The sequence below is a fragment of the Herbihabitans rhizosphaerae genome (assembly GCF_004216555.1).
In the GTDB taxonomy this organism is placed as follows: Bacteria; Actinomycetota; Actinomycetes; order Mycobacteriales; family Pseudonocardiaceae; genus Herbihabitans; species Herbihabitans rhizosphaerae.
In genome coordinates, this window is the sequence record NZ_SGWQ01000008.1 from 150,911 (window position 1) to 173,402 (window position 22,492).

The 22,492-nt window shown below is 67.3% G+C and carries 25 protein-coding genes; 14 read left to right on the top strand and 11 right to left on the bottom strand.

What is annotated here, in order from left to right; genetic code table 11:
- The first annotated feature begins 23 nt into the window (after positions 1 to 23).
- From EV193_RS22820 to ileS, 5 genes are all read left to right on the top strand, one after another.
- Complete coding sequence (locus tag EV193_RS22820; RefSeq protein ID WP_130346255.1) at positions 24 to 647, top strand: cell division protein SepF; 624 nt, start codon at positions 24 to 26, stop codon at positions 645 to 647.
- A gap of 24 nt (positions 648 to 671) precedes the next feature.
- Positions 672 to 941 (top strand): YggT family protein, encoded by a 270-nt coding sequence (locus tag EV193_RS22825; RefSeq protein ID WP_423202214.1) that lies wholly within the window; start codon positions 672 to 674, stop codon positions 939 to 941.
- Between the two features lie 45 nt (positions 942 to 986).
- Positions 987 to 1,844 carry a DivIVA-like cell division protein Wag31 gene (gene wag31, locus EV193_RS22830; protein WP_130346257.1) on the top strand — a complete coding sequence of 286 codons (858 nt, stop codon included), beginning with the start codon at positions 987 to 989 and terminating at the stop codon, positions 1,842 to 1,844.
- Between the two features lie 34 nt (positions 1,845 to 1,878).
- Complete coding sequence (locus EV193_RS22835) at positions 1,879 to 2,616, top strand: hypothetical protein (protein WP_130346258.1); 738 nt, start codon at positions 1,879 to 1,881, stop codon at positions 2,614 to 2,616.
- Positions 2,617 to 2,855: 239 nt separating this feature from the next.
- On the top strand, positions 2,856 to 5,990 hold the full coding sequence (ileS, locus tag EV193_RS22840; RefSeq protein ID WP_130346259.1) for an isoleucine--tRNA ligase: 3,135 nt from the start codon (positions 2,856 to 2,858) through the stop codon (positions 5,988 to 5,990).
- A 3-nt stretch (positions 5,991 to 5,993) separates the two neighbouring features.
- Here the strand turns inward: ileS and EV193_RS22845 are convergent, their stop codons facing one another.
- Entirely contained in the window at positions 5,994 to 7,238 is a 1,245-nt protein-coding gene (locus EV193_RS22845; protein WP_130346260.1) for a hypothetical protein, read from the bottom strand.
- On the opposite strand from EV193_RS22845, the gene EV193_RS22850 reads away from it, so the two are divergent.
- Positions 7,231 to 7,791, top strand: coding sequence for a dihydrofolate reductase family protein (locus EV193_RS22850; protein WP_130346261.1), 561 nt, complete (start codon positions 7,231 to 7,233; stop codon positions 7,789 to 7,791). The genes EV193_RS22845 and EV193_RS22850 overlap by 8 nt on opposite strands.
- A gap of 51 nt (positions 7,792 to 7,842) precedes the next feature.
- Here EV193_RS22850 and EV193_RS22855 read toward each other — a convergent pair whose 3' ends face one another.
- From EV193_RS22855 to EV193_RS22870, 4 genes are all read right to left on the bottom strand, one after another.
- The gene (locus EV193_RS22855; RefSeq protein ID WP_207222756.1) at positions 7,843 to 8,271 is read right to left on the bottom strand and encodes a ribonuclease domain-containing protein; all 429 of its coding nucleotides are present in this window, start codon (positions 8,269 to 8,271) and stop codon (positions 7,843 to 7,845) included.
- Positions 8,272 to 8,372: 101 nt separating this feature from the next.
- On the bottom strand, positions 8,373 to 9,029 hold the full coding sequence (locus EV193_RS22860) for a hypothetical protein (RefSeq protein ID WP_130346263.1): 657 nt from the start codon (positions 9,027 to 9,029) through the stop codon (positions 8,373 to 8,375).
- Positions 9,030 to 9,044: 15 nt separating this feature from the next.
- Positions 9,045 to 10,418, bottom strand: a complete 1,374-nt coding sequence (locus EV193_RS22865; RefSeq protein WP_165401468.1) for an alpha/beta hydrolase — start codon at positions 10,416 to 10,418, stop codon at positions 9,045 to 9,047.
- A gap of 237 nt (positions 10,419 to 10,655) precedes the next feature.
- On the bottom strand, positions 10,656 to 10,961 hold the full coding sequence (locus tag EV193_RS22870) for a hypothetical protein (RefSeq protein ID WP_130346265.1): 306 nt from the start codon (positions 10,959 to 10,961) through the stop codon (positions 10,656 to 10,658).
- Positions 10,962 to 11,122: 161 nt separating this feature from the next.
- On the opposite strand from EV193_RS22870, the gene EV193_RS22875 reads away from it, so the two are divergent.
- The 3 genes from EV193_RS22875 to EV193_RS22885 all read left to right on the top strand — a co-directional run bounded on the left by EV193_RS22875 (position 11,123) and on the right by EV193_RS22885 (position 13,464).
- On the top strand, positions 11,123 to 11,995 hold the full coding sequence (locus tag EV193_RS22875; protein ID WP_165401469.1) for a helix-turn-helix domain-containing protein: 873 nt from the start codon (positions 11,123 to 11,125) through the stop codon (positions 11,993 to 11,995).
- Positions 11,952 to 12,128 (top strand): DUF397 domain-containing protein, encoded by a 177-nt coding sequence (locus tag EV193_RS22880; protein WP_130346267.1) that lies wholly within the window; start codon positions 11,952 to 11,954, stop codon positions 12,126 to 12,128. The genes EV193_RS22875 and EV193_RS22880 overlap by 44 nt, the downstream gene beginning before the upstream one ends.
- A 100-nt stretch (positions 12,129 to 12,228) precedes the next feature.
- Positions 12,229 to 13,464, top strand: a complete 1,236-nt coding sequence (locus EV193_RS22885; protein WP_130346268.1) for a hypothetical protein — start codon at positions 12,229 to 12,231, stop codon at positions 13,462 to 13,464.
- Here the strand turns inward: EV193_RS22885 and EV193_RS22890 are convergent.
- From EV193_RS22890 to EV193_RS22910, 5 genes are all read right to left on the bottom strand, one after another.
- The gene (locus EV193_RS22890; protein ID WP_130346269.1) at positions 13,454 to 14,224 is read right to left on the bottom strand and encodes an ESX secretion-associated protein EspG; all 771 of its coding nucleotides are present in this window, start codon (positions 14,222 to 14,224) and stop codon (positions 13,454 to 13,456) included. The two genes, EV193_RS22885 and EV193_RS22890, sit on opposite strands and share 11 nt — an antisense overlap.
- Positions 14,224 to 15,531, bottom strand: coding sequence for a chromosomal replication initiator protein DnaA (locus EV193_RS34485; protein ID WP_130346270.1), 1,308 nt, complete (start codon positions 15,529 to 15,531; stop codon positions 14,224 to 14,226). Before EV193_RS34485 ends, EV193_RS22890 begins: the two co-directional genes overlap by 1 nt.
- A gap of 156 nt (positions 15,532 to 15,687) precedes the next feature.
- Positions 15,688 to 16,266, bottom strand: a complete 579-nt coding sequence (locus EV193_RS34795; RefSeq protein ID WP_130346271.1) for a DUF3558 domain-containing protein — start codon at positions 16,264 to 16,266, stop codon at positions 15,688 to 15,690.
- A complete protein-coding gene (locus EV193_RS22905) occupies positions 16,263 to 16,652 on the bottom strand; it encodes a hypothetical protein (RefSeq protein WP_130346272.1) in 390 nt (129 codons plus the stop codon). Before EV193_RS22905 ends, EV193_RS34795 begins: the two co-directional genes overlap by 4 nt.
- Before the next feature lie 120 nt (positions 16,653 to 16,772).
- Entirely contained in the window at positions 16,773 to 17,603 is an 831-nt protein-coding gene (locus tag EV193_RS22910; protein ID WP_130346273.1) for a hypothetical protein, read from the bottom strand.
- 52 nt (positions 17,604 to 17,655) lie between these two features.
- Between EV193_RS22910 and EV193_RS22915 the strand changes: the two genes are divergently transcribed.
- Positions 17,656 to 18,030, top strand: a complete 375-nt coding sequence (locus EV193_RS22915; RefSeq protein ID WP_130346274.1) for a nitroreductase family deazaflavin-dependent oxidoreductase — start codon at positions 17,656 to 17,658, stop codon at positions 18,028 to 18,030.
- On the opposite strand, the gene EV193_RS22920 is transcribed toward EV193_RS22915, so the two are convergent.
- The gene (locus EV193_RS22920; RefSeq protein WP_130346275.1) at positions 18,031 to 18,537 is read right to left on the bottom strand and encodes an SRPBCC family protein; all 507 of its coding nucleotides are present in this window, start codon (positions 18,535 to 18,537) and stop codon (positions 18,031 to 18,033) included.
- Between the two features lie 58 nt (positions 18,538 to 18,595).
- Here EV193_RS22920 and EV193_RS22925 point away from each other — a divergent pair, with 58 nt between their 5' ends.
- From EV193_RS22925 to EV193_RS22940, 4 genes are all read left to right on the top strand, one after another.
- Positions 18,596 to 19,180 carry a TetR/AcrR family transcriptional regulator gene (locus tag EV193_RS22925; RefSeq protein WP_242613587.1) on the top strand — a complete coding sequence of 195 codons (585 nt, stop codon included), beginning with the start codon at positions 18,596 to 18,598 and terminating at the stop codon, positions 19,178 to 19,180.
- A complete protein-coding gene (locus EV193_RS22930) occupies positions 19,177 to 19,461 on the top strand; it encodes a DUF167 domain-containing protein (RefSeq protein WP_242613588.1) in 285 nt (94 codons plus the stop codon). The genes EV193_RS22925 and EV193_RS22930 overlap by 4 nt, the downstream gene beginning before the upstream one ends.
- 150 nt (positions 19,462 to 19,611) lie before the next feature.
- Positions 19,612 to 21,093, top strand: a complete 1,482-nt coding sequence (locus tag EV193_RS22935; RefSeq protein WP_130346277.1) for a potassium/proton antiporter — start codon at positions 19,612 to 19,614, stop codon at positions 21,091 to 21,093.
- Positions 21,094 to 21,174: 81 nt separating this feature from the next.
- On the top strand, positions 21,175 to 22,392 hold the full coding sequence (locus EV193_RS22940; protein WP_130346278.1) for a cytochrome P450: 1,218 nt from the start codon (positions 21,175 to 21,177) through the stop codon (positions 22,390 to 22,392).
- Positions 22,393 to 22,492: the final 100 nt, after the last annotated feature.

Below are 22,492 nucleotides of genomic sequence, written 5' to 3' on the forward strand. Positions count from 1 at the left end.
GTGATACCGGGCGGAGGAGAGGCATGAGCGCGCTGCAAAAGCTGAAGGCGTACTTCGGCATGGTCCCCGCCGACGACCTGGACGACTACGACGCCGTTGAGGACGACGGGTACCGCCGTGGGTACCGCCCGGAGTACGACGACGACTACGACTACGCCCCCGCTTCGGGGCGCCGCCGCTACCGCGACGAGCCGGCCGACGAGGTGGACGACCTGTCTCCGGTGAGCCGCGGACCGGTTCGTCCTTCCTGGTCGAATGAGACCGCGACCAGGGGAGCGCTGGCCATGGAAACCCAGCGTGAGCCGGTCGCCAGGCTGCGTCCCACGCCCGAGCCTCCGATGCAGTCCTCTCCGCAGGCCGGCTATCCGCTCGGCCGGATCGTCACGCTGCATCCGAACAGCTACCACGAGGCTCGGGTGATCGGCGAACGCTACCGCGAGGGTTCACCGGTGATCATCAATCTGACCGAGCTGGACGACGCCGACGCCAAGCGGCTGGTGGACTTCGCCGCCGGGCTGGCGTTCGCCCTGCGCGGCTCGATGGACAAGGTCACCAACAAGGTGTTCTTGATCTCACCCCCCAACGTCGACCCGACCGCGGAGGACAAGAAACGAATGGCTGAGGGCGGATTCCTCACCCGACGCTAGAGTTGAAGAGTGAGCCCGGTCCTGATCGTCCTGTACTACGTCCTGTTCGCGTTCTGGCTGCTGCTGACCGCGCGTGTTGTGGTCGAGTTAGTTCGCGCGTTCGCGCGCGAGTGGCGGCCGGCGGGTGGGGTTGCGGTGACGCTCGAGACCATCTACACAGTGACGGACCCACCGGTTCGTCTTGCACGCCGGCTGATCCCGATGATCAGAATTGGCGGTGTGGGGCTAGACCTATCGATTATGGTGCTGTTGCTGGTTGTGTTCATACTGATGCAACTGGCGTATCCCGGGTAACGGGGACCTGGGCGACCGCAGCCCCTGAGTGCGTGAGGTGATCTGATGTCGTTGACCCCCGCTGACGTACATAACGTTGCGTTCAGCAAGCCTCCCATCGGCAAGCGGGGCTACAACGAGGACGAGGTGGACGCCTTTCTCGACCTGGTCGAGTCTGAGCTCGCCCGCCTGATCGAGGAGAACAACGACCTGCGTCAGCAGGTGGAGCAGCTGGACCAGCAGCTCGAGTCGGCTCGTGCCGACCGCGAGAGCTCTCGTCCGGCGCCCGCCGCGACCAGCACGTCGACCTCCACGCGTCCGGTGGAGGAGCCGCGCAGGCTCACCCCGGTGCCACCGCCAACCGCGCTGGAGCAGACCTCGCCTGGTGCCGCCGGTGGTGGTGACCACCACGTGCAGGCAGCGAAGGTGCTCGGTCTGGCCCAGGAGATGGCCGACCGGCTGACCAGCGAGGCCAAGTCCGAGTCGGACAGCATGCTCACCGAGGCACGCACCAAGTCCGAGCAGCTGCTCAGTGACGCGCGTGCGAAGTCGGACAGCATGGTGAACGAGGCGCGCACCCGTGCCGAGACCATGCTCAACGACGCGCGGACCCGTGCCGAGACGCTGCAGCGGCAGGCGCAGGAGAAGGCCACCACCCTGGAGCGCGAAGCCAAGGCCCAGCACAGCGAGGTCATCGGCCAGGCGCAGCAGGAGCGTTCGGCGCTGGAGAAGAAGATCGACGAGCTGCGGACGTTCGAGCGTGAGTACCGCACCCGGCTCAAGACCTTCCTCGAGTCCAGCCTGCGCGAGCTCGGCGACCGTGGTTCGGCCGCGCCGGCCGGCTCGTCGTCGTCCGAGGGCGGCGGCCGTTCCTCCGGCCAGCAGGGCTACTCCTTCGGCCCACGCGCCGCCGAGGCAGGCTGACGCGTAGCACGCACGGTCACAGGAGAGGGCATCGTTGCTCTACATCATCCTGGTGTTGGCGCTTGGCGCCCTCGGTCTGCTGATCGCGGCCCTGACCACGGCGAACACGCTGTGGGCCTGGCTCTCGGTGATCGTGAGTGTGGCAGCGGCCGGGCTGCTGGTGCTCGACTGGTCGCGCAACCGCCGCGCGTCGCAACCTGACGAGGGGGCGGCGGTAGGCGACGACCGGTTCGACGAATCGCAGCACGGCCGGCACGAGAAGGCTGACGAGGCCACACAGGCTCCCGGTGAGCGGATTCCGCCGCCGGGAGCTGTGCCCGTGGAGCACACGCCGGAGGCGGTCCGGCTGGACGAGCCGGTATTCGACATACCGCCGGCCGAGTCCACCGGGGCGCACGCCGCCGTGGAACCGGACGAGCAGCCGACCAGGGCGATGGCGCCGCCACCGCCCCCGACGGCGGCCGAGACGACAGCCGCGACCGCCACCAGCAGGCGTCCGCCGATCGATCCGGACGCCGAGCCGCCGGAGGAGCCGACCGACGCGGCCGATCTGCTCGTGGTGTCGGATCTGTCCGCCGAGGTGGTCGTGCTCGACGAACGGCCGCGCTACCACCTGGCGCGCTGCACCTGGCTGGGTGCGCGCGAGATCATCCCGCTGCCGGTGAACGAGGCCCGCTCGCTGGGCTTCACCCCGTGCGCCTACTGCGGGCCGGACGCGGTGCTGGCGGAGCGTCACCGCGCCGGGCGCAGGCCAAAGCGTGGTGCCCGGTAACCGATTTGCGCGCGGGCGCTACTCTTGAGGTACACGGCGTTGATCCGGCCATCACCGGGGAGCTTCCGGAAGAACGGGCGCGAGCCCTAGTAGAACCGGACGGGTGCGGCCCGTCACAGCCGTACGAATGAGTGGCCGTCCACTGTGGACAGACACAGCGGCGGCAAGCGGGGTGGTACCGCGGCGTGAGTCGTCCCCGTGTGGATCAGCGGATCTGAACACACGAGGAGCACGACCCCATGGGCTACCCCAAGGTGAGCACCACTGACGGCACGAGCGTGCCCTCGCAGCCGTCGTTCCCCACTCTCGAGAAGGCCGTGCTCGACTACTGGTCGGCCGACAGGACCTTCCAGGCCAGCGTGGACACCCGTCCGGCCGGCGAGAACGGCGCGAACGAGTTCGTCTTCTACGACGGTCCGCCGTTCGCCAACGGCCTGCCGCACTACGGGCACCTGCTCACCGGCTACGTGAAGGACGTCGTCCCGCGCTACCAGACCATGCGCGGCAAGCACGTGGAGCGCCGGTTCGGCTGGGACTGCCACGGCCTGCCCGCCGAGGTGGCCGCCGAGAAGCAGCTCGGCATCACGCACAAGAACGAGATCGAGGCGATGGGCATCGCCGAGTTCAACGACGTGTGCCGGACCTCGGTGCTGCGCTATACCGGCGACTGGCAGGAGTACGTCACCCGTCAGGCCCGCTGGGCCGACTTCGACAACGACTACAAGACGCTTGACCTGGACTACATGGAAAGCGTCATGTGGGCCTTCAAAACCTTGTGGGACAAGGGTTTGGTCTACGAGGGCTTCCGGGTGCTCTGGTACTGCTGGCGCTGCGAGACGCCGCTGTCCAACACCGAGACCAAGATGGACGACGTCTACCAGAACCGGCAGGACCCCGCCGTGACGGTCGGCCTTCGCCTCGTCGCGCCCGAGTCCGAAGTGGACGGTGCGCTGGCTCTGGTGTGGACGACGACCCCGTGGACGCTACCGTCCAACCTTGCGGCCGCGGTACACCCCGATGTCGACTACGTGATGGTGAAGTCCGGCGAAGAGCGCTACCTGCTCGCCGAGGCGCGGCTGGGCGCGTACGCGAAGGAACTGGGCGAGAATCCCGAAGTTCTGTTGCGCCGCAAGGGATCCGAGCTTGTCGGCACCCGGTACAAGCCGGTGTTCGACTTCTTCGAGGGCCGTACCAACGCCCACCAGATCCTGGCCGCCGACTACGTCACCACCGAGGACGGCACGGGCCTCGTGCACATCGCGCCTGCCTTCGGTGAGGAGGACAAGGTCGTCACCGACGCCGCCGATATCGAGGTCGTCGTTCCGGTCGACGCACGCGGTGAGTTCACCGCGGAAGTGCCGCCGTATGAAGGAATGCAGGTCTTCGACGCCAACAAGCAGATCATCCGCGACCTGAAGGAAAGCGGTCTTCTGCTGCGCCACGACACCTACCTGCACCCGTACCCGCACTGCTGGCGCTGCGACAACCCGCTGATCCAGCGTGCGGTGTCTTCATGGTTCGTCGCGGTGACCAAGTTCCGCGACCGCATGGTCGAGCTGAACCAGGAGATCAACTGGGTGCCGTCGCATGTGCGTGACGGGCAGTTCGGCAAGTGGCTGGAGAACGCCCGCGACTGGTCGATCTCACGTAACCGGTTCTGGGGCTCGCCGATCCCCGTGTGGATGTCCGACGATGCGGAGTTCCCGCGCGTCGACGTGTACGGCTCGCTTGACGACCTTGAGCGCGATTTCGGTGTCAGGCCACAGGATCTGCACCGGCCGGTGATCGATGAGCTGACCCGGCCCAACCCGGACGACCCGTCAGGGAAGTCGACCATGCGCAGGGTGCCCGAGGTGCTGGACTGCTGGTTCGAGTCCGGCTCGATGTCGTTCGCCCAGGTGCACTACCCGTTCGAGAACGCGGAGTGGTTCGAGCACCACTACCCAGGCGACTTCATCGTCGAGTACAGCGCGCAGACCCGTGGCTGGTTCTACACGATGCACGTGCTCGCCACCGCGCTGTTCGACCGTCCCGCGTTCCGCAACTGCGTGTGCCACGGCATCGTGCTGGGCGACGACGGGCAGAAGATGTCCAAGTCGCGCGGCAACTACCCGTCGGTGAGCGAGGTGTTCGACCGCGACGGGTCCGACGCCATGCGGTGGTTCCTGATGGCCTCACCGATCCTGCGCGGCGGCGACCTGATCGTCACCGAGCGCGGCATCCGCGACGCCGTCCGGCAGGCCGTGCTGCCGCTGTGGAACTCGTGGTACTTCCTTGCCCTGTATGCGAATGCGGAGGGAATCGAGGGCACCTGGCGCACCGACAGCGAGCACGTGCTGGACCGGTACGTGCTCGCCAAGACGAACCGGCTCGTGCGCGACGTGACCGCGGCGATGGACGACTACGATATCTCCGGTGCGTGCTCGTCGGTGCGCGAGTTCCTCGAGGGGCTCACGAACTGGTACGTGCGCCGTTCCCGGGATCGCTTCTGGGCGGGTGACAAGGATGCGGTGGACACGCTGCACACCGTGCTGGAGGTGGTCTCCCGGCTGGCCGCGCCGCTGCTGCCGCTGACCACCGAGGAGGTGTGGCGCGGGCTGACCGGCGGTCGCTCGGTGCACCTGGCGGACTGGCCGGCCGACGACGAGCTGCCGGCCGACGACGAGCTTGTGGCGGCGATGGACCGGGTGCGCCAGGTGTGCTCGTCGGCGCTGTCGCTGCGCAAGGCGAACAAGCTGCGGGTGCGGCTGCCGCTGGCGAAGCTGCTGGTGGCCGCGTCGGACGCGGAGGCGTTGGCGCCGTTCGCGGACATCGTGCGCGACGAGGTGAACGTCAGGTCGGTCGAGCTGACCACGGAGGTCGCGGCACACGGCCGGTTCGAACTGGCGGTGAACGCGCGGGCGGCCGGGCCACGGCTCGGTGGTGACGTGCAGAAGGTGATCAAGGCCGTCAAGGCGGGCGAATGGTCCACTGTGGACGGTGTGATCATCGCGGCTGGGATCGAGCTGCGCGAGGGCGAGTACGACCGGCGGCTGGTCGCCGTGGACGCCGGCGCCACCGCCGAGTTGCCGGCCAGCTCGGGGCTCGTCGTGCTGGACACCGAGGTCACGGAAACCCTTGCGGCCGAAGGGATCGCGCGCGATCTGGTGCGTGTGGTGCAGCAGGCGCGGCGGGACGCCGACCTGGAGGTGTCGGACCGGATCGGGCTCACCGTGCAAGCGCCGGACGAGGTCGTCGCGGCCGCGCGGGCGCACCAGGAGTTCGTCGCGGGGGAGACCCTGGCGGACTCGATCGACTACGGCCCGGTGGAGTCCGGGTTCGACGGCACGGTCGGCGAGGGTGTGAAGGTGACGGTGGCTGTCACCCGGCGATAGCCGTCAGCGGCCGAGTGCTCCGAGCTTGACCGGCTTGCCCGTGGTGCCGCCGCGCGGTGCCACGGGCTGGTCGACGGTCGCGGCGACCACCTTGCGGGCCAGCTCGTCATCGCAGTTGCCCGGTTCGAAGCGGATGACCGCCGTGAACGGGGCGAGCTTGGCGTCGATCGAGAATGGTTGATCGACCGGTGCGAAGTAATTGCATTCGCGGGATCGCCGCTCGACGAAACCCCGGATGGCGCCGAACTGGATGGGCTCCTTGCCTTCGAACATGTCGGTTCGTTCCGTCGTGAACTCGACCGCCGGGGAGCCGTAGCCGTCGCCGAACCCGCATTTGTAGAGGTGCTCGATAGTGAGGAACTTGGTTGTTCCGGCACCACTTCCCGGCGCGCTGAACACGGGTTCCATGGAAACGCACGCATCCTTGCCGTACAAGGAGATCTGCGGCGTGGTGGCGCTGTTCGCGATCAGCGGCGGCTTCTGCAGCGTCGGCAGCAGTGCGGTGATGTAGGTGTCGGCCATGCCGCACATAGCGTCCCTGGACGGCATGACATTGCTCGCGCTGTGCACTTCGACCTTGGCGCCCAGCGGATACTCGATCGGAAAGAGGAAATGGCAGGAGGTGCCGAATTCGGGGAGCTTGGGAAAATGGGCCGGGCGCGGGAGTTCCTTGTAGAGCACCACGCCGTTGATATCGCCCTTCTGGTACCTCGGCGCCTTCGGTCCTGGTCGGCCGAACTCGGCGGCGCTGTGCTCCGTGGCTTCGTAGGACACCTCGACGTTGACCGAGAAGCTGGTCTTGCCGTCGGGAGTGTCCACGCTGAGTTCGCACTCATTGAGCGCCCCCGGCCTCACGAAACGAGCCTTGGCGGCGGTGGCGCGTTCGGCCGCCTGGACGTCATGGATGGCGCACAGGTCCCACTGTTGCAGCGGGCGCATCACCCTGACGTAGGCCGCCTCGGTTTCAGCGGCCTTGAACGGCAGCTTGGCGACCGGCTTGACCGGCGTCTGGGGCGCGCTGCCGGTGGTCGGTGCGTTTCCGCTGCTGAGCGCGCCGCCGGCGGCGCTCGGCTGACCGGCGACGGTCGAGGTGCACGCGGCGACCGTGCCGACGGCGAGAGCTGCGGCGGCGATCGCGAGCCGTGGGTACGGGCGGGAGATCCAGTGCATGCCGGGGATCGTAGAGCGGCGGCGCACCTGGCGCTGGCGAATGCGCAAGTGTCCGTGCGAAGGTCTGACCATGCGCAAAGTCGTGCTGCAAGAGCTGGTCAGTGTCGACGGGTTCGCCGCCGAGTCGGACGGTGAGCTGGGTTTCTTCGAGGCGATTCGGGACTATCGCGAGCTGGACCGTGACAACGTCGAATTCCTGGAGCGGTTCGATACGGTGCTGCTCGGCGCGACCACCTACCGGATGTTCGTCGAGTACTGGCCTTCGCAGACGGCGGCCGACGAACCGGTGGCGGACCGGGTGAACACGATCGGCAAGGTCGTGTTCTCGTCCACTTTGGACAGTGCGCCGTGGGGTTCGTGGGAGCCGGCCAGGCTGGTGCGCGGCCGCGCGGAGGACGAGGTCGCGGCGCTCAAGCAGGTCGACGGCGGCGACATGATCGTGTGGGGCAGCCTGTCGCTCGGCCGCTCGCTGCTGGCCGCTCGACTGGTGGACGAGGTGCAGCTGATCGTCGCGCCGATCGTGCTCGGCTCGGGTGTCCGGCCGTTCCCGGAGAGCACGATCGGGCTGGAACTGGTCGAGGTCAAGCAGTACGAGGCCGGTGCGGCTTCGCTGCGGTACCAGGTGCGATAAAACGGCGGGTTCCTTGCCGCGCAAGGAAACCCGCCGTGGCCGCGCCGACGATCAGACGATCTTGTAGAAGTTCTCGTAGTGGTCGGGGGAGTACCAGACCGTGCCGGTGTTCGTGTCGCGCACGATCCGGTGCGCGTCGCGCGAGGCGCCCTTCGCGCGGGGGTACACGTCGTACTCGTAGAACTTGTGGTCCTTGGGAAGCTGGCCCTCGCGGTTGTAGAACTGGCCGCCGGCGAAGTTGTACTGGCCGTAGGGCCAGCTGTACCAGTTGCGGCTGGTCGGGAAGTTGAGCTGGCGCCAGCCGTCGTACGCCTTCTTGGCGTCGGCACAGCGGGACATGGTGCAGGTCGGGTAGACCGAGTTGATGCCCGCCTCGGTGGCGGCGGCCGGCGCCGGGCTGGACACGGTGGCCGCACACAGTGCGAACAGTAAGGCGAGCAGGGACAGGCCGCGCACAGCGGCCCCGCGGGTCTTCGTCACGGATGACCTCCATTGGTTCGGACGATCCGATCCATCGTCACCAGGAGCGCACAACGTGATCAACCGCGGCCGCGTGAACACCGGGTTTCGACCTCGAACGATCATTGTTGCCGGCGCGGCCGCTTCTTCCAGGTTTCCCGCAGTGACAGGTCTTCTTCGTCCTCGTCGTGGGTTGGTCGCCGTCGCCGTGCCACCGGCTTGGGTTGAGGAGGCTGTGCCACCGCGGGCTGATCACCGGAGCTTGCCGGCTCCGGCAACGCGGTGCCTGTGGGTTCTGGCGTCCCCTTCGGCCACACGCACGGCGAAGTCACCCCGATGTACAACTCATTGCCAGGGTTGGAGGTGATGCTCATGTGAAAACTGTCGGCCGTATTCTCGACCCACAAATGCCTGCCGTTCGTCCGCCGGTCATCCGAGAGCACCCGCCAGCCGTGCGATTCCCACCATTGTTTCACCAGATCGATGTGGCGTGAATTCTCGGCCGGAGGCAACCCGTTGATCTTGTAGCGGTGAGACACCTCCACCCGCCCCCGTGGGCCGCGGTCCGTGGGATCGTCGCACGGATCGAATGTGATGGGCCCGAAGGGCTCTGGTCGCGCCTGTGGCGGCAGGGCCATTATGGCTTGACGCAGGTAGTCCTCGCCGCGTTTGGCTGCTTCGTCTTGGGTGATGGTGTTGTGCATACCTGGCTCCTCGCCACATGAGGCGATCGCGACCAGAACGACCACGATGGCAGCGACTACTGCTGTCGCACGCATTCCCGCTCCTCGCGACTATTTGGTTGGCTGGCCGGCGATGATCCTGCCCATGTTCTCCAGTGATCTGTTTTGCTTGTTCCAGTATTCGCTGTGCGCCTCGGTGGAGAAACCGGTCACGCTGTTGGTTCCCGGGTTGGATTCGAAGACGTGCGCGCCGAAGTGCTGCCAGATGGGTTGTGCCGAGTGGAGTCCTGGTGGTGTTGTGCGAATGATGTCGTGCAGCGCGGTGGTCGCGTGGACGCGTTGGGACATCTGGTCTGGCGGCACGCCGTCGAGGTGGAGATCGCGTACGTGATCGACGCCGACGCCGGGACTGCCGACGAACACCATGTTGTCCACGGCGAGGCTGCCGTCACGGGCGGCGTGGCCGATGACGGTGGAGCCGTAGCTGTGGCCGATCAGGGTGTTGTGTGACGGCGTGCCCTGGTGGGTCGCGCGCAGGCCGTCCTGGAACCGGTCGAGGTCCGCCCGCGCGTTGTCGGCGTAGGAGTCTTTCGACGCCCCACCCGGGAATATCTCCTGAGGCGCGTCATAGCCGGTCCAGGCGATCACCGCTGTGGAGGGTGATTGGCCATACACACTTGCCGCTTCGGCCATCTTGTCCGCGCGGTTCATGTCGGTACCGATGAGGTTCAGGCCAGCCCCGGTACCGGGCACGAAGGTGGCGACATTGGTGGCGGTATCTGGGTTGCCCATGGCGACGATCGCTTTGCCGGCCCCATCGGTGCTGATCTTGAGCAGGTGAGCCTGTGGCGCGGTCGGGTCGACTGGCTTGTTCAGCCGGCTGAGGACTGCTTCCAGGCCGGCGAGTTTCTGCTTGAGCTTCTCGATCTCTTCTTGCTTGATGAAAGGGACTCCCGCCATCGAGCCGTGGGTGTTCCGCGTGGCTTGCTGTTCGGTCATACGCGCGATGTCTTCCCGGATCCGTTCCATTTCGCCGGGCAGCTGCATCCTGTTGGCGCGGTCGCGCCATTCGACCGGCACGCCGTCGAGTGAGCCGATCTGCTCGGTGCGCAGGAAAAGCAGTGTTTCGCGTTGCCGGTCGGTCAACCCGTCCCACCAGCGTTTGACGTCGCCGGGCGGGGCGCCCGCGGCCGGGACGGTCTGCATGGACTCCCAGGTGCGTCGCTGGTCGTCGGCGGTCTGAGCGAATCCCTGTGCCTCGGCGGTGAGTTTGCGGAGTTCGGCGGCGGCAGTTCCATCGGCCTCCGTGGCGCGGCGAACCGCTCCCATGACGGTGTCGTTCGCCTTCATCAGCGACACCGGTTCGAGGATTCGGCCGTCGGGGTCGATCACGACTGGTTTTCCCAGGTTCCGCAGTTTCTCCGGGATCTCGGCGAAGATCACGTTCTGGCACGCGGTCACTGTCGCGTGCAGGTCCGTCAACACGCTGGGGATCTTCCGCAACGCGGGAACCATGTCCCACAGCGCCTTCTGACGTGCGGAAAGCACCTGCTTGGCGGCATCAGCGGCCGGCCCCGCCAGTCGGCCAGGGCGTTGATGTGCCCCTGCAACTCGGTGCCGCGATTGTTGATCGCGTGCGCGAACGTGGACCACCGCTGCGCCTGTCGCGAATACACGTCCGGGTCCACCGCACGCAACTCGTGGTAAGTCACCATCGTCGATTCACCGGGCGACGAACTTGCCGACGTTCGCGATCTCGGTCTCGAAGTACGTCTTGGCGTTCAACACCAGGTCGTCCCCACGAGCCGCCAACTGCGCGGCCTCAGCACGCAGGGTGGTGTCCCACGACTTCTCGCACTCGTCCAACGCCACCGACGCCGCGAACCCTGGCGTGACCGGCTCGGACGTACCCGAGCCGCTCGTCAGAGTCACCAGGTCACGTTTCAGACCGTGCGCCGTCTCGTCCATCGCCCTGCCGACCTTGGTCAAGGTCTCCGGCGAGGCGACAACGAGTGGTTGCTGCTCCACGTGAGCACCCCCAGTGATTGCGTAACCCCAGGGTAGTGATGTGCTGGCCGCGCCAGCAACCTCGGTTTCGACCCTCGCAACGAAAGGGGTGGCGTGCGCCCTTCGGGTGGCATTCAGTGTTTGTGGCGAAGATTGCGGGTGGTGCGAACTACGGTTCTCACATGGGAGATCGCGAATACACCGCGCGGGCGCGGGAACTGGGTCAGAAACTGCGTGCGCTCCGAGAGAAGGCCGGGCTGCCGGCCTACGACTTGGCCGACCGGCTCGGCTGGTCGGCGTCCAAGGTGTCACGCATAGAATCCGGTGACAGGAACCTCGCTGAGGCGCAGGTCGTGCGCTATGCCGCCTACTGCGGCGCTACGCCCAACGACATGGACATCCTGCAGTTGCTGTGCCGCGAGGCGCGCAACCCTGGCTACTGGCTCACACAGCGGTTGCGATCGCTGCTGTACTACGAGAGCACTGCGATCACTTCATCGAGTTGGGACTCGTTGGTCGTGCCCGGGATCCTGCAGACCCAGGAATACGCCACGGCGCTGAGCACGGGTGCTGGTGTCAGCCCAGGGCTGACGCACCACTACGTCGGCATTCGGATGGAACGGCAACGCCAGCTCAACCACGGCGGATTCACCTTCTACGTTCACGAGCAGGCGCTCCGGCTGCGGGTCGGCGGGAATCGTGTGATGAACGAGCAGTTGCTCAAGCTCGTATTGCTCACTGACCAGGCGGGTATATCCATCAGGGTCGTCCCCGCCGATCTGGGTGAACGATCCCATTTCGGGCCGACCTTCATCCGGTGGGAATACGAGCGGCACCGGCCACTCGTGTCGGTGGATATCGAACCGGGGCTCTTCCTCGAAGAGAAGCCTTTTGTGGCCACGTACCAGGCGAAGCTGGACAGGATCAAGGAGGTTGCCCTGACCGTGGGACAATCGCGGGAGGTGCTTGCGGCGCTCGCAAGCGAGTTCGACCGACCGGAGGACCCCCGCGATGCCCCCGACCGAATGGCGGAAGAGCAGCTACAGCGAACCTGAGGGTAGCTGTGTCGAGGTGGCATTCAGGAGTGACGACGTATCGGTGCGGGATTCCAAGAACGTGAGCGGGCCGGTTCTCCAGGTGGGGGAGCGCGGGTGGCGTGCGCTCCTGCGTGCGCGTCACTCTTGGTGACCACCCGTCAGCGTGGCGGTGTCTTGAGTTGGGGGATCAGGTGGGCAGATTTTTGCGTGGGGATAGGCAGGTTCGTTTCGGCTGTGTCGCCTGCATTGTCGTGACGGTCGCCGCAGTGGTGACTGTGGTGGTCGGGTATCGCGGTTGGCATGTTGCCGGTACGGCGTTCGCAGAGATCTCGTCGGACACCCTGCCCACATTGCCGGGATCGGATCGACCAGCGGTGCCTTCGATGAAACCCGTGCCATTGCTCGTGCAGTCAGCGGGCTCCGGGCCGGTGCCGACCATAGGCGGCGAGCCGGCCATCGACGCGTGCACGGTGCTCCCGATGAGCCTGCTCACCGAATTTGGCCTCGAGTTGGATTCGACCCAGTCCGTGCGTACGAGTCGCATGGAACGGCCGGGAACGGGGAGCCGCGCGCCCATTGACTTTCTCGGGGCGCAGGGGAGCAGTTGCGCTTATCCGGTACGTGATGGGACACAGATTCGGTGGCTCGACGTGACGATCGCCCAGCCTCCGTTCAACGATGACCCAAGCCATGGGCGCGAGCGGATCATGAACGCGCTCGCGCGCGACGCGCGGCGGCTGCCAGACTTCCATGGGATGAAGGTCTACCTGGCGCGGGTACGCAATGGTCGTGAAGCGACGATCATCGCTGACCGCTTCACCGCCGTGGTCGGGATCGGCGTTCCGCTCGCGCCACGACCGGGCTTGCCTGATCCGACACAGATCGAGGACGCGATCACGAATCGAGTCCTGGAAAATCTGCTGCGAGCGCCGACTGCGCCGATGCGATTCAGCTATCGTGAGCCTCAGGCCGCTACGCCTGATCCGTGCGAGGTGTTTACGCCCGAGATGTTCCGTGAAGTGTACGGAATCGAGGACAGCGGCCGGACCGTGACCCGGCACCACATCGGTGAGCTTGAAACGTACGAGCCGACTGACCCCGTGCATCCTCGTTCGTTCTGGCTGGAGACTTCGTGTGCGCGCGGGGAGCGTAGCGAGAAACGGCACGATCTCGATACGCGCGGACTCGTGGTCCAGTTCGATGTCTATCGCGATCCGGCGCAGGCTACGACGGGCGAATACCTCAACTGCGATCCATCGGCTCCGATTCCTCGTCCAGGTGGCCAGCCGGTTCCCGTGGTGCAACGAATTGGTGACGGACTAGTATGCGTGAATACGATCCTCAGGAGCCCTAATCTTGTCTTTCGCGTTGGCCGCACTGTCGTGCTCCTGCAGGAATGGAAGCCTGGTGGCCAGTCCAATCCGGCCAGCGCGATCACGATGCTGACACCGCTCGCGCACCGTATCGCCACCAGGCTCATGCAGTAGGGCAAGCGAGGGATCGCAGCGCCTCGACAAGACGCCCGGTGTCGGCGGGTGACACCGTTGTCCGTCCCGGGCCGTCCTGCTCAGGGTGGTGTCTGATCAGGTAGCGACCTGCCTCGGTGTCCATCCAGGTCAGCTCGGACGAGGTCTGTTGCCGGCCCATCTGATCGCGATGGGTCACCGCGAAGAAGCCGCCGCCGGTCGACGGCCGGCTCATCAGGCTGGCGAGTTCCCGGTCCTCTCTGGTCGCGCCCCGTGCGGCGCGCGGCTGCCGGAGGAACGACCGGTCTTCGTTGTCCTCCAACGGTTTCCGGTCCGCCGATCGGTTCGTCACGGTGATCGACCTGCCAGGGCCGGCGGGCAACTGGGGCAGCAGCCCGACGGCTTCGCGTGCCAGCGCGGTCGGGAAGATCGTCGTGAACCTGAGTCGCGTGTCGTGTTCCACGGCGAGCACGGCGTGCTTGCCCTTCCCGCAGGCTCGGGCCGCGATCGTCAGGTCGTGAGCGGTGCCGAGCACGGCGATGCCGGTCGTGGCGGTAGTCAGCAGGCGCAGCGCGAGGGCCACGTTCTCGTGGAGTTCACCGGGCCGGATGGCGAGGTCCCGTTGCACGAGGTCGTTCCACACCGCGTCCGCGATCCGCTCGCGCTCCTCGATGAACTGGCCGACGAGTGGCGGTTCGAACGGGAAGGTGCGCAGACTGGTGTTCAGATGCTCGGACAGGATGTTCAGCGCCGCGAGGGAAACGGTGAACGTCGCCGGCATCAGTCTTCGCCGATAGTGGTCGGCGGAAGCGCCGGATAGTCGTCTCCGAACCAGGTCTCGTCGGGATCGCCGTCCACGAGCCAACTCGGCCGGTCGTGTTCCTTGTCGTCGTCGCCTTGACGGCCCGCGCCCGCACCGAGCGGCATCCCGCCAGGGGCCATGCCAGGACGTGCTCCACCACCGGCCCGCCCCGCGCCGCCGTGCGGGTCCACGCCGGGCATCCCGCCCGCACGCGGGCCGGCGCCCACGGCATTCCCGGCGCCAGGCGCGCGACCGCCCGTGCCACCACGCCCGCCATCGCTGCCCGTGGGGCCGTAGCCACCGCCGTACCCGCCGGCGACGGGCGGCACCATCCCGCCGGGACCCTGCCCACCGCCTTGGCCACCAGTAGGCCCGAAGCGGTCCACACCGCCCGGAGCGTCGGTTGGCACGGGTGTCCACTGGCCAGGATTGGTGATGCCGCCGTGGCCACCTGGAACTGGGACAGGCTCAAAACCTGGGCCGGGAGTGGGCTGCCGGCCGGGCTGATCGTGTCGGCCGGCGTCACCGCTGATCGGCGGTGGCGGTGCGACCTGCTGACCGGTGCCACCAGTGGGGTCGCCGCTCCTGGCCGGTCGGCCGCCACCGGGCCGCACGCCGGGCGTCGTCGGCCGGCCGGTGCCGTCTCCGGTGCCGCTCGGCGTCGAGGTGCCCGCCGGGGCGTTCAGCGTCGGCGGTGGCGTGTAGGTCGGCATCGCCGTACCGGTCAGTTGCTGATCCATTCCCGACATCACACCGGCCGCGATCAGCCGTTGTTCGTTCGCCTGGTTGTAGACACGCTGCGCCTCGTCGGCGATCGCCTGCTTGTCCTGCGGTGGCGCCGCATTCATTCGTGCGAGAAAAGCCGCCCGGTCGTACTGCACGACCGGAGGCATTTTCTTCTGCCCATTCGCGACCGCGTCCGACGACTTTTGCAACGCCATACCGGTCGCCAGTGCCCCCGAACCCGTCTGCCCGAACCAGTTCCCGACCCCGACGGAGAAATCCCTGGCACCATTCGCCGCCTTGCCGTTCCACTGGCCGCCTTCGGTGCCGATGGCGCGGGAGATCTCCTCCTGGAAGGTGATCAGATCGTTCCCGAAGCCGACCCAGTCATCGCCTGTCTGGCGCACAGCTGCGGGGTTGACGTCGTTGTGCACCATGTCGTACATCTGCTGGTGGCCGTGCTGGTCGTAGAGCGCGCCCGGGGTGTTGATCGGCCGGACGGTCTGGCCGGCGAGGTGCTCCCGCATCTGCCCGTCGGCGTTGATCAACTGCTCGACAGGCACGCCTGTCTGCCTCGACTCGTCGCGGAGCGCCTTCAACTCCCCAGCGTCATTACCGGGAATGTACGGCCTCTTCCGCACCACGATCCCGTGCGCGTTCATCGCCCCAGGAATGGGTACTGGATCACCCGGATTCATGTCACGCCCCCAGACAGTCGTTCATGGCAGCTTCGGCTCCACTGCCCGCGCCAACTTCATCGCAATATCACAAGCCCGCCCTTTGTCTCCCTGCGCGCCGCCGTCAGTATCGACGCTGGACGTCTCCGAAACCTCTATCCTGACGCGGCAACTCGTGGCGATGAAGTATTGAACCGCATTGTGTCGCCCTATTTGCGGTAAGGGTTTAGCGGGCTCGGTCATTGAATGGAGTGGTAGATCCTTCGGGCCTATGCGCTCAAGGATCTGCAATCCTCCGAGGTACCCAGTCATTGGCCAACTGCACGCATGGTTTCGTGGCTCCGCCTGGCCGCGAGCGTCGAACCCGATGGCCGCGAGTTCAGCCTCCGGCAGGATGGTGCACGGGTTGACGCCAACGAGTCGAGGGTCGGGCTGCGGCTTGTGGGGTTCGGTTGGCCCCGTGATGTCGGGTGGCAGCGCGGGGTTATCGGTCGGTGCCGTGACGGAGGTCGAAGGCGGTCCGGGTTGTCCGTTGGCGTCCGAGGAGCATCCTGCCGCCACGACGGAGACCGCAGCCACGGTGAGCGCTGTCGCGGCCAAACGGGTGCGTGTTCGATTCATTGCGGTCCCAGGCGCTTCATCTGGCGGGCCTGCTCTTCCTCGATGTTGTGGTACTGGCGTTTGGCGATCTCGACTGCGGCGCGAAAGTCGATCAACGTCTGTTGGACCTGCGTCATGCGGGTGACCAGGCCATTGGGGTCCGTAGCGGCCTCGACGGCTACTTTGCGGACCTCCCGCGCGGCGTAGCTGTGGCCGAGTTGCGGCTCGTTGGCCATCGAGCGTCCGGCTGTTCCGATTCGTTGGTCGATTCGGTCGAGCATGCGGTTGATGGCGCCGATGTAGGCGTTGCCCATGGCCTCGTTGACGCCGAAGCCGCCTGCTTCGGCGAGTGCCTTGAACTGGGCACCCTGCTGCTTGATGTGCTCCAACTCGGCGTTGGTCGGCATGTCCGCTGCGTCCGGCATAGTGAACCCCCAGTGACCGCACGGCCCACCGTGCAACAGCGACGGTAGCGAGCACGTTGCGATGCCTACAACCGAATCACTCGAACGGACCAGGTCGGTCGGCTACTTCGCGTGGACCCGCAGCTTGATCGTGTCGTCGATGTAGTCCACGCCGAATCCGGCGCGCCAAATGTGCAGCAGCGGCGTGTACGGATTGCGCAGTTCGGTGAACGGTTTGCCCGCCGCCGGGTTTCCCGCCAACGTCTTGTAGATCTTCGGCAACTCGTCGGCGTCCGGATAGCGCAGCCCACGCCTGGTGACCTCCTGCCAGCGCGCGTGCTGGGCCAGGTTGCCGCCGTGGCCGGTCATGGACAGCGGACTGTCGCCCTCACCCTTGATCGCGTAGACCGGCTTGACGACCTCGAAGTCGTCCTTGCCCAGCAGCCTGCTCGGAACGGTCGACGTCGCCGCGGTCACCGGATAGGGGACCAGGTACCACCCGGTGTTCCTCGGCCGCCCGACCTGCCAGGCCAGCCGCGTTACCGCGCAGCCGAGCGCACCGAGCCGATCCACGAGCTCCCAGGCGAACCCCTCGACCTCGGTCACCGCGTCCACCCGGTCGCCCAGTGCGATCACGTGCGCCTCGTCGGGCACGTCGTCCACCGGGGAGTCCGGCTCGTCGCCCGAGCAGTGACAGTGGCCGCAGGTGTACGCGTTGTCCTCCCACTCGGTCAGGTCCCCGGAGTACGCGCCGACCGTGCCGGCGCCCTTGCACGTCCCGCACACCACCCGGTGCACGAAGCCTCGGCGCGGATCGGGCGTGAGGCCCGTGGCGGCCAACGCGGCGGCCCGATCCCCGTGCTCGGCGAGCGCGGCCGCGCCCCTGCCGGGATCGGTGGGCTCGGGCCACATCGTGCACGTCGCCAGAGTGGTGTAGTCGAACTCGTCGGTCACCGGACATGGATACCAGTAGCGGCCGGCGCCGCCACGCCGGACACTGGGTCACATGGCAGTGGCCCGCAGGCTCGCCCGATTCAACAAGCGGTACGCCAACAAGGTGATGCGGCTCGTCGCGCCGTACGTGCCGCCGCTGGCCCTGATCGTCCACAAAGGACGGACCTCCGGCGCCGAGTACCGCACGCCGGTGAACGCGTACCGGTTCGGCGATCAGGTCGCCGTGGTCCTCTACTACGGCGAGACCGACTGGGTGCGCAACGTCCTGGCGGCCGGCGAAGCGGACCTCACGCGGCTGGGCCGCACGGTGCACATCGCCAACCCGACGCTGGTGGACAGCCGCGACGAGGCGCTCGGCTCGGTGTTGCACGTGGTGTCGCTGCGCGCGAAGCAGGTCATGCTGGCCGACGTCACCGGCCGCAGGTGATCAGACGCGGGCGCCCTTCTTCTGGAGCAGTCCGAACACCCGGTACACCAGCCGCGTCCAGACCGGCCAGATGAACGGGCGCGCGGGCGGGTGGTCGACGGCGTGCGCGGCCTTGTCGAGCAGGCCCTCGAGGAGCGCGTCGTGCATCCAGCGGATCGCGATCGCCCACATGATCCGGTTCAGCCCCGGCGCGGTGCCGATCAGCTCGTGGCGCAGCGCGCAGGTGCCGTCGCCGTTGTCGGTGAGGATGAACGTGTGCGTGCCGTCCAGTCCGGTGGGCGGCTTGAACGTGAACTCGACACGCCGGCCGGGCTCGTAGGCGGTACAGGTGTACCTGATCGGGCCGTGTCCACCGTCCGCACCGGCGCCGAGCGGCCGGTCCAGCACCAGTGGCGGCCACTTTTCGGTGGGCCACAAGGGATTGCCTGGCTCGGCGATCCGGTCGAGCAGGGGCGCCATGGTCGACGCCGGCACCGGGTAGGTGCGCTCGTGCACGTTCTTGATCATGGTCGATCACCTCCATACGGCACCGTATGGTGCTGTCAGTACGGTACCGTACGGAACCGTGAAGAGCGCGGGTGATGTGCGTCGCAGGACGCGGGACGACTGGACGGCGGCGGCGCTGGAGGCGCTGGCCGACGGCGGGCTCGCCGCGGTGGCCATCGAGCCGCTCGCCGCCCGGGTCGGCGCGACGAAGGGCAGTGCGTACTGGCACTTCCCGAACCGGGAGGCGCTGGTCACCGCGACGCTGGAGCGGTGGGAGCGCGACCACACCGAGGCCGTGATCGACATGGTGGAGGCCGAGGGCGGCGATCCGGCTACACGGCTGCGCCGGCTGTTCGGCGCGGTACTCGATCCGGCGCACGGCCCGCACGTGGAGCTGGCTCTGCTGTCCACATCGGACGATCCGCTGGTGGCCGCCGCGGTGAGCCGGGTCAACGAGCGGCGGATCGGCTACCTGGCGCGACTGCTCGGACAGCTCGGGTTCGCCCGCGCGCAGGCCCGCCGGCGTGCCGTGCTGGCGTACTCGGTCTACCTCGGGCAGGCGCAGCTCATGCGCGCCACGCCCGGCGTGCTGCCTCAGGGAAAGGCGGCGCGGCGGGCGCACCTGGACGACGTGCTGACCACGATGCTGGCCGCGCCGGTGTGACCGCGTTCCGGTTCGCGGTGCGGGTCAAACCCGGCGCCAAGCGGGACGCCGTCGGCGGGCGCTGGGCCGGGCCCGGCGGCGAGGCGCTGGTCGTCGCGGTGGCGGCGCCGGCCGTCGAGGGCAAGGCCAACGACGCCGTGCTGCGCGCACTGGCCGCCGCGTTCACCTTGCGCGCCAAGGACTTCCACATCGTGCGCGGTGATCGCGGGCGGGACAAGCTGATCGAGCTGGACCCCGCCCCTCCCGACGCCGCCGACATCCTGGCCCGCCTCCTCGGCTGATCCCAACCGCGCGAGTCCCGCGCCCTGCACCGGTGAGTCCCGCGTTCTGCATCGCCGAGAGCGGCATATCTGGCCGAATTGATCACTATGCGCAGTGGCTGAGGCGTCCACCTGGGACAATGGGGCGACGGCGGACGGGCGGGAGGCGGCGTGGAGGACCTGACGATCGCGCTCGGCATCGGCGCCGCGGTGCTGCTGGTCGCGGTCGTCGCGGTGCGGATCACGGTTCGCCTCGGCTTCCCGTCGCTGCTGGTGTACCTGGCGCTGGGAGTGCTGATCGGCGAGGCCGGCTTCGGCATCAAGTTCGACGACGCGCAGCTCACCCAGGCGCTCGGGCTCGCCGCGCTCGTCATGATCCTCACCGAAGGCGGGCTCACCACCCGCTGGTCGGCCGTGAAACCCGCGCTCGGCATCGGGATCGCGCTGTCCACGATCGCCGTCGTGATCAGCATCGGGGTCACCGGTGGCGCGTTGCACTACATCCTCGGCCTGGACTGGCGGCTGGCCCTGCTGTGGGGCGCCGTGCTCGCGCCGACCGACGCCGCCGCGGTGTTCAGCGTGCTGCGCCGAATCGCGGTGAGCCGCCGCCTGATCGGCTCGCTCGAACTGGAGTCCGGCCTCAACGACGCGCCCGCCTACATCGCGGTGGTGCTGCTCAGTACGGCCAGCACGGTGGACTGGACCCTGCCGCTGGTGGTCGTCTACGAGCTGCTCGCCGGCGGCGTGATCGGGTTCGTGTTCGGCTGGCTCGGGGCGTGGGCGCTGCGCCGTGCCGCCCTGCCGGCCACCGGCCTGTACCCGCTGGCCACCGTCGCGGTGTGCGTACTCGCCTTCTCCGGCGGCCAGGCCGCGCACGCGTCCGGCCTGCTGGCCACCTACGTGGCGGCGCTCGTGCTGGGCAACGCGAGGCTGCCGCACCGGTCGGACACGCTGTCGTTCGCCGAAGGCCTGGGGTGGCTCGCCCAGATCGGGCTGTTCGTCCTGTTGGGACTGTTCGCCTCGCCGTCGCGACTGCTCGACGCCGTGGTGCCGGGGCTCGTCGCCGGCGCGGTGGTGACCGTGCTGGCCCGCCCGCTGTCCGTGCTGGCGTCCGCGACTCCGTTCCGAATGCCGTGGCGGGAACAGGTCTTCTTATCGTGGGCCGGCCTGCGCGGCGCGGTGCCGATCGTGCTGGCGATGATCCCGCTGTCCGAAGGTGTCGCCGGCGCGCAGCAACTCGTGGACGGCGTGTTCGTCCTGGTGATCGTGTTGACCCTGGTGCAGGGCAGCACGCTGTCGCTGGTCGCGCGGTGGTTGGGGTTGACGAGGGGAGCGGAGTCGGTCGAGGTGGAAGTGGACTCCGCGCCGCTGGACGAGCTGGACGCCGAGCTGCTGCAGGTGCGCATCCCGGAGAAGTCGCGGCTGCACGGCGTGTACCTGTCCGAGCTGCGGCTGCCGCGCGGCGCGACGATCAGCCTGATCGCGAGGGACGGCAAGGGGTTCACGCCACAGCCGACGACCCGGCTGCAGGAGGGTGATCAGCTGCTCGTGGTCGCCACGGCGTCGGTGCGGGACGCGGCCGAGGCGCGGATCAGGGCGGTCGACCGGGCCGGCCGGTTCGCCCGCTGGAAGGGCGAGACCGGCAAGGACTGATACTCGTTCGGCCGATCGACACCCCACAAATGTTCGACAAGAATGCTCTTGTCACGGGTGTGCGACAGGGGAGCGTTGTGGATGACTGTCACCGATTCGGCGTTTCCGGAATATGATCTGTTCACGCCGGAGGCCATGAACAATCCGATGCCATTGCTGCATCGGATTCGCGCTGAGACGCCGATCGCCTGGATTTCGCAGCTCGATGCCGGGCTTCTGACCCGGCACGCGGATATCGTCGCCGTGCTGCGGGATCGCAGGATGGCCACCGCCAATCTGACCCAGGGGCTCCGCCGCCTCAGCCCGGCCGAGCTGGACGAACTGCTGCCGCTGCGGACGTCCGTCGAGCGCTGGATGGGGCACACCACCCATTCCGATCACCTGCGGTTCCAGAAGCTCTTGCGGGGTTACTTCACGCCCGCGGTGATCGACCGGCTCCGGCCGCGGGTTCGTGAGTTCACCGACGAACTGCTCGACGCGGTGGAGCCGCACGGCCGGCTGGATCTCGTGGCAGAGTTGGCCTATCCGCTGCCCGCTCTGGTGATCGCCGAGATGCTCGGCATGCCGACCAGCCGCCGCGAGCAGTTACAGGCCTGGTCGAAGGACATCACCGCGATCTTCCAGATCACCGGTTTCGACCAGCTACGGCAATGTCAGCGCAGTGTTCTCGAAATGCAGGATTACATGCGCGAACTGGTGGACGAGCGCCGGCGCTTACCGCGTGAGGATCTCATCAGCATGTTCGTCGCCGCCGAGAAGGACGGGTTGGTCGACGAGGAGGAAATCGTATCCAATTGCGTTCTCCTCCTGTTCGCCGGACACGAGACGACCGGCGGCCTCATCTCGAACGGGATGGTCCAATTGTTCGAGAATCCGGACCAGCTCGATCTGTTGAAATCGGATCCGGACCTGATGCCGGGCGCGATCGAGGAAATGCTGCGCATCACCGGGCCGGCATCGGTGATCTCCCGAGTGAGTACGGAGACCGTCGAGGTGGCCGGCCACACCTTTCCCGCCGGCCGGCAGTTCTTTCTCGCGATGAACGCCGGGAACCGGGATCCGGACGTGTTCGCGGACCCCGACCGGTTCGACATCACCCGGCAGTCGAAGAAGCACACCGCGTTCGGCACCGGCGTGTTCTATTGCCTCGGCGCGGCGCTGGCGAGAATGGAAGCGGACGAATGCTTCCGCATCCTGCTGTCCCGCTTCCCGGACATCCGGCCCGCGTACCAGGAACCGGACTGGCGGCCGGTGATCCTCCTCGGCCGCCGGCTGGACACGCTCCCGGTCCAACTCTAGGTAACAAGTAGCGACTTTCGTCTGTACTGTTCAGCCGATCGTGTCTCTAAGATCGCCCACTCGGGTTAATCTTTAGGTGCGGAAGGATCTCGACAAGTGA

What these genes read in the sequence shown, in the direction of transcription:
- EV193_RS22850 (WP_130346261.1), top strand. Translation starts at nt 7,231, where the DNA reads ATGCGCAAAGTCGTGCTGCAAGAGCTGGTCAGTGTCGACGGGTTCGCC.
- EV193_RS22915 (WP_130346274.1), top strand. Translation starts at nt 17,656, where the DNA reads ATGGCAGTGGCCCGCAGGCTCGCCCGATTCAACAAGCGGTACGCCAAC.
- EV193_RS22820 (WP_130346255.1), top strand. Translation starts at nt 24, where the DNA reads ATGAGCGCGCTGCAAAAGCTGAAGGCGTACTTCGGCATGGTCCCCGCC.
- wag31 (WP_130346257.1), top strand. Translation starts at nt 987, where the DNA reads ATGTCGTTGACCCCCGCTGACGTACATAACGTTGCGTTCAGCAAGCCT.
- EV193_RS22920 (WP_130346275.1), bottom strand. Translation starts at nt 18,537, where the DNA reads ATGATCAAGAACGTGCACGAGCGCACCTACCCGGTGCCGGCGTCGACC.
- ileS (WP_130346259.1), top strand. Translation starts at nt 2,856, where the DNA reads ATGGGCTACCCCAAGGTGAGCACCACTGACGGCACGAGCGTGCCCTCG.
- EV193_RS22875 (WP_165401469.1), top strand. Translation starts at nt 11,123, where the DNA reads ATGGGAGATCGCGAATACACCGCGCGGGCGCGGGAACTGGGTCAGAAA.
- EV193_RS22860 (WP_130346263.1), bottom strand. Translation starts at nt 9,029, where the DNA reads ATGCGTGCGACAGCAGTAGTCGCTGCCATCGTGGTCGTTCTGGTCGCG.
- EV193_RS22880 (WP_130346267.1), top strand. Translation starts at nt 11,952, where the DNA reads ATGCCCCCGACCGAATGGCGGAAGAGCAGCTACAGCGAACCTGAGGGT.
- EV193_RS22890 (WP_130346269.1), bottom strand. Translation starts at nt 14,224, where the DNA reads ATGCCGGCGACGTTCACCGTTTCCCTCGCGGCGCTGAACATCCTGTCC.
- EV193_RS22940 (WP_130346278.1), top strand. Translation starts at nt 21,175, where the DNA reads ATGACTGTCACCGATTCGGCGTTTCCGGAATATGATCTGTTCACGCCG.
- EV193_RS34795 (WP_130346271.1), bottom strand. Translation starts at nt 16,266, where the DNA reads ATGAATCGAACACGCACCCGTTTGGCCGCGACAGCGCTCACCGTGGCT.
- EV193_RS22905 (WP_130346272.1), bottom strand. Translation starts at nt 16,652, where the DNA reads ATGCCGACCAACGCCGAGTTGGAGCACATCAAGCAGCAGGGTGCCCAG.